4 protein-coding genes are annotated in these 3,311 nt (G+C 67.8%); all 4 read right to left on the bottom strand.

What is annotated here, in order from left to right; translation table 11 throughout:
* On the bottom strand, positions 1 to 372 hold a 372-nt coding region (locus IEV82_RS23355; RefSeq protein ID WP_188484482.1), incomplete at its 3' end, for a D-Ala-D-Ala carboxypeptidase family metallohydrolase.
* Positions 373 to 449: 77 nt separating this feature from the next.
* Positions 450 to 785 carry a hypothetical protein gene (locus IEV82_RS23350; RefSeq protein WP_188484481.1) on the bottom strand — a complete coding sequence of 112 codons (336 nt, stop codon included), beginning with the start codon at positions 783 to 785 and terminating at the stop codon, positions 450 to 452.
* Between the two features lie 47 nt (positions 786 to 832).
* A complete protein-coding gene (locus IEV82_RS23345) occupies positions 833 to 1,909 on the bottom strand; it encodes a DUF2793 domain-containing protein (protein ID WP_188484480.1) in 1,077 nt (358 codons plus the stop codon).
* Between the two features lie 13 nt (positions 1,910 to 1,922).
* A partial coding sequence (locus IEV82_RS23340) for a phage tail protein (RefSeq protein ID WP_194468877.1) occupies positions 1,923 to 3,311 on the bottom strand: 1,389 nt, incomplete at its 5' end.

Genomic DNA, 3,311 nt, shown 5'->3' with positions numbered 1-3,311 from the left:
AGGACCGAGGTCAATGTGCATGAACCCCGACCGGGGATAGGTGCCGAAGCCGAGAAAGCCGACGGCGCGGGCCGCTGCCTCGAAGGCCACCGGATCGTGGTTCGCCATGGCGATGTCGAAGGCGGCTCCGTCAAGGTGCTTGGAGCGGGTCGCGCCGCCGACTGCGCGGTTGTGGCTCGGGCTGCGATAGCCGGAACGGACGATCAGCGGTTTGCCCAGCCGATCGCGGAGCGCCTGCAGCTTGTCCATGGCCTCGGCGTTGATCCTGATCGACCCGGTGCCGCGGCAGGCGATTTCGGCCGGTGAAAAGCTGGGCCAGCGCCAGACGCTTTCAGACACGTCGCGGAAATGGGCATATGTGGTGGTGGACATGGCGGTCTCCTGACAGACAAAGACCCGCTTGCAGGGCGGGTCAGTTTCAAGGGATCTGGTGAAGGGGGGTGTGAAGGTCAGTCGGTGCGACCGATGCGGTCGGCGCGATCGGTGTGCTCTCGCTGGAACGCCTCGAACATCAGATCACGCATGGCGCGGATGTCAGCTTCGATCCGTTCCAGCCGGTCGGCATCGGCCTTGCGGTCCTCAGTGCGCTGGCGATCCACGCGGTCGCGCTCCTGGCTAAGCTCGCGGTCGAGCCGCTCCAGCATGGCGTCATTGGTGAACGCCCTGCGCGTGACGGCAGCGAGGAGCGCGAGGAAGCCGCCGATCAGCGCGGTGATGGCGGCAGGCAGGCCGTTGTCGCGAAAGGCCGCGCCCACCTCCTGCAACAGGGTGGTTCGTTCTGTCATGTTGATGCCCCTTGGTTACTGGTTGTGATGCGACATCCTCCCGCCCTTCAGCCGATCTTGCAGCCCCAGAAGGACGTCTGATCGGCGGCGAAGTAGCCGTCTGCGACCTGGAAATCCCCCTGCAGCTCGACGGTGTCGCCCGCGCTGAGCGGCACCATGGTCTGCAGCCAGAGCGCGGTGGCGAGCGAGACGTGATCGCCGCTGATTTCTCCCAGCGAGCCTCGGATTTCGGTGGTCCCGTTCAGCACGAGCCGCCCGCGCATGCGCGCCGTTGTGCTGGCGCCCGCCTTGTAGAGGAGCGTCGCGCCAAAGAGGTAGGTGCCGTCGACCGGCGCCACGAAATGGCTGTTGGCGGCATCAAACGCGCCCTGATCGTTGGTGTCGGTGTTGTTCAGGCCGATCTTCGTCCAGGTGCCGACGCCGACATAGTTGTCGTAGTTGGTATACGCCTTGAACCGCGGCAGCCGGGGCTGATCGACGATGCCGGTGGCGTTGTCCACGCTGAGCCCGTCGAAGAAGGTGCTGCCGTCGGCCGAGACTGCGAGCCGGAAGCGGTCGGAGCCGAACAGTCCCACGAGCGCCTTCGTCACAAAGCCCGTCTGTAGCGTCAGCCCGAGATCGTCGCCCGCAGCCTCCTTGTTCATGGTGTAGAACAGATCGCCCGTGCCACCCTCGGCGACGGTCTTCGCCGTCCAGAGCGCCGCGTTCAGCTTGGCCGAAAACGGGTTCGAGGCGTCGGCTGTTGTGCCCAGCCCCAACAGCGCCATGTTCTGCAGCACGTCCGGCGTGGTGCCGACCCAACCCGCGCCGTCGTAGACCAGCAGCAGTCCCTCGGTCTCGACCCATGCCCGCCAGCCGGTCCGTGGAGGTAGGCGGAGCCAGGCGCCATCGGTCCAGAGCGCGACGTTCAGGTCCCAGCCCGCCCAATCGCCGGTGGCACCCGAGCCGACGATGTAGCGGTCGCCGTGGGTCGGGCTGTCAGGCGGAGCCGTCAGGTCCCGGTCGAGAACGGAGAGCTGGACGAGCCCATCGATGAGCCGCAGCGCCTCGTTGTGGGTGACGTGCTTCTGGGCCTGTGCCGCGAGGATATAGGGCAGCAGCAGATGGATCGTGGCGTCGGACATGGGGCGCTCTCCTTCAGAATATGAGCGTGACGGTTTTCGGTGCACCCCGCCCGACGAGGGCGGAGAGCTGGAAGATGCGGATGTCGAGCGTGTCGCCGGAGCCGAGCGGCGCACCCCAATCGGCGGACTGCTGAGCGGCAGTGTAGATCGCGCTGGTGGTGGCGGTGCTCAACACCCGCTTCACGGTGGCGCCGTCGAGGATCTCGACCTCGTAGGCTTCGTTCGCGGGGCTTTCGTGGTCCCACTGGGGCCCCGGTCCCCGCTCACCCTCTGCGAGCGGCACCTCAACCGCACCCCAGCTGTCGGCGGAAAGCGACCGCGACCGGCGTGTCCAGCGGATCGTCAGGTCGCCGGGACTGCGCGCCTTGCGCCATGGCTGCTCCACATGGGCGACGGAGAATGGTCGGACACCGACGCCCGCGGGCGTGAAGGCCTGCGCCACATAGGTCTCGTCGCTGACCGGGCGACTTGCGGGGCCAATGCGCCAGTTCCACGGGATGCCAAGCTCACCCTCGGCGATCGGCAGGGACGCGAGCGACGCGTCCAGCACCACAACCCACGCGCCTGCGGGTGCGGGGTTGCCCATGGCGCCTTCCGTACCGCGCTGGCCCCGCAGCAAGCGGGTCAGCCGATACCGGCCGGGCGCCAGCAGTTCCGCGGCGCCCGCCTGGACGATCTCCCAGGCGCGGGGCGCGCTTTCCACCGCCAACGCGTTCACTCCACCGAACAGCGTCAGGTCCGTGACGCTTTCCAGCGTGCCGGTCAGCAGGTCGACAATCAGCGCGTTTCCGAGATCGAAGCGCGACGTCGGCCCAGCATAAAAGTCCGAAACCAGCGTGCCAATCCGGGCGCGGGACTGAACCGTGGTCAGCAACTCGAACCCATCCGTCGAAGGGCTGCGGAACACTGCCATCTCGCCGGGCCATGGAACCGCGTGCGCCACGACCAGCGGCCGATGTGCGGGCTGGTCCTCGGTCAGCTGCGGCAGGTCCATCAGCACGGCTTGGGGAGCGCCGAACACCACGGCACGCGTGAGTGAGACCGGGCGGGCATCGCCGGGCGGCAGATCATAGACCGCGCGGTCCTGGCGGACCGCCTCGATGCCGCGCGCACCGGCGTCGGCGATGGAGACGAGCCGCAGATCGACCAGACGCCCGTCATGATCAAGCCGGATGACATCGGCCGGATCAAGCGCCAGGCGCGAGGGCGGCAATCGGAACGCCGCCGTTTCCCGCCCCACCCACGCTTCCATCAGCGCGCGGCGGCAGCGGCGCTCGGCTTCTTCGGGCGGCACCGCCATCGGGAAGCTCTCCAGCGCGATCCTCGTCGTGTCCACGGTGATGCGCCGCGCCTCGACCTGTGCCGCGTCGTAATCCTCATCGGCCCGGGCGACCTGCCACTT

Origin of the sequence: Marivita lacus, assembly GCF_014637725.1 — a bacterium.
In the GTDB taxonomy this organism is placed as follows: Bacteria; Pseudomonadota; Alphaproteobacteria; order Rhodobacterales; family Rhodobacteraceae; genus Marivita; species Marivita lacus.
This window is presented reverse-complemented; position numbering and strand designations above follow the sequence as displayed.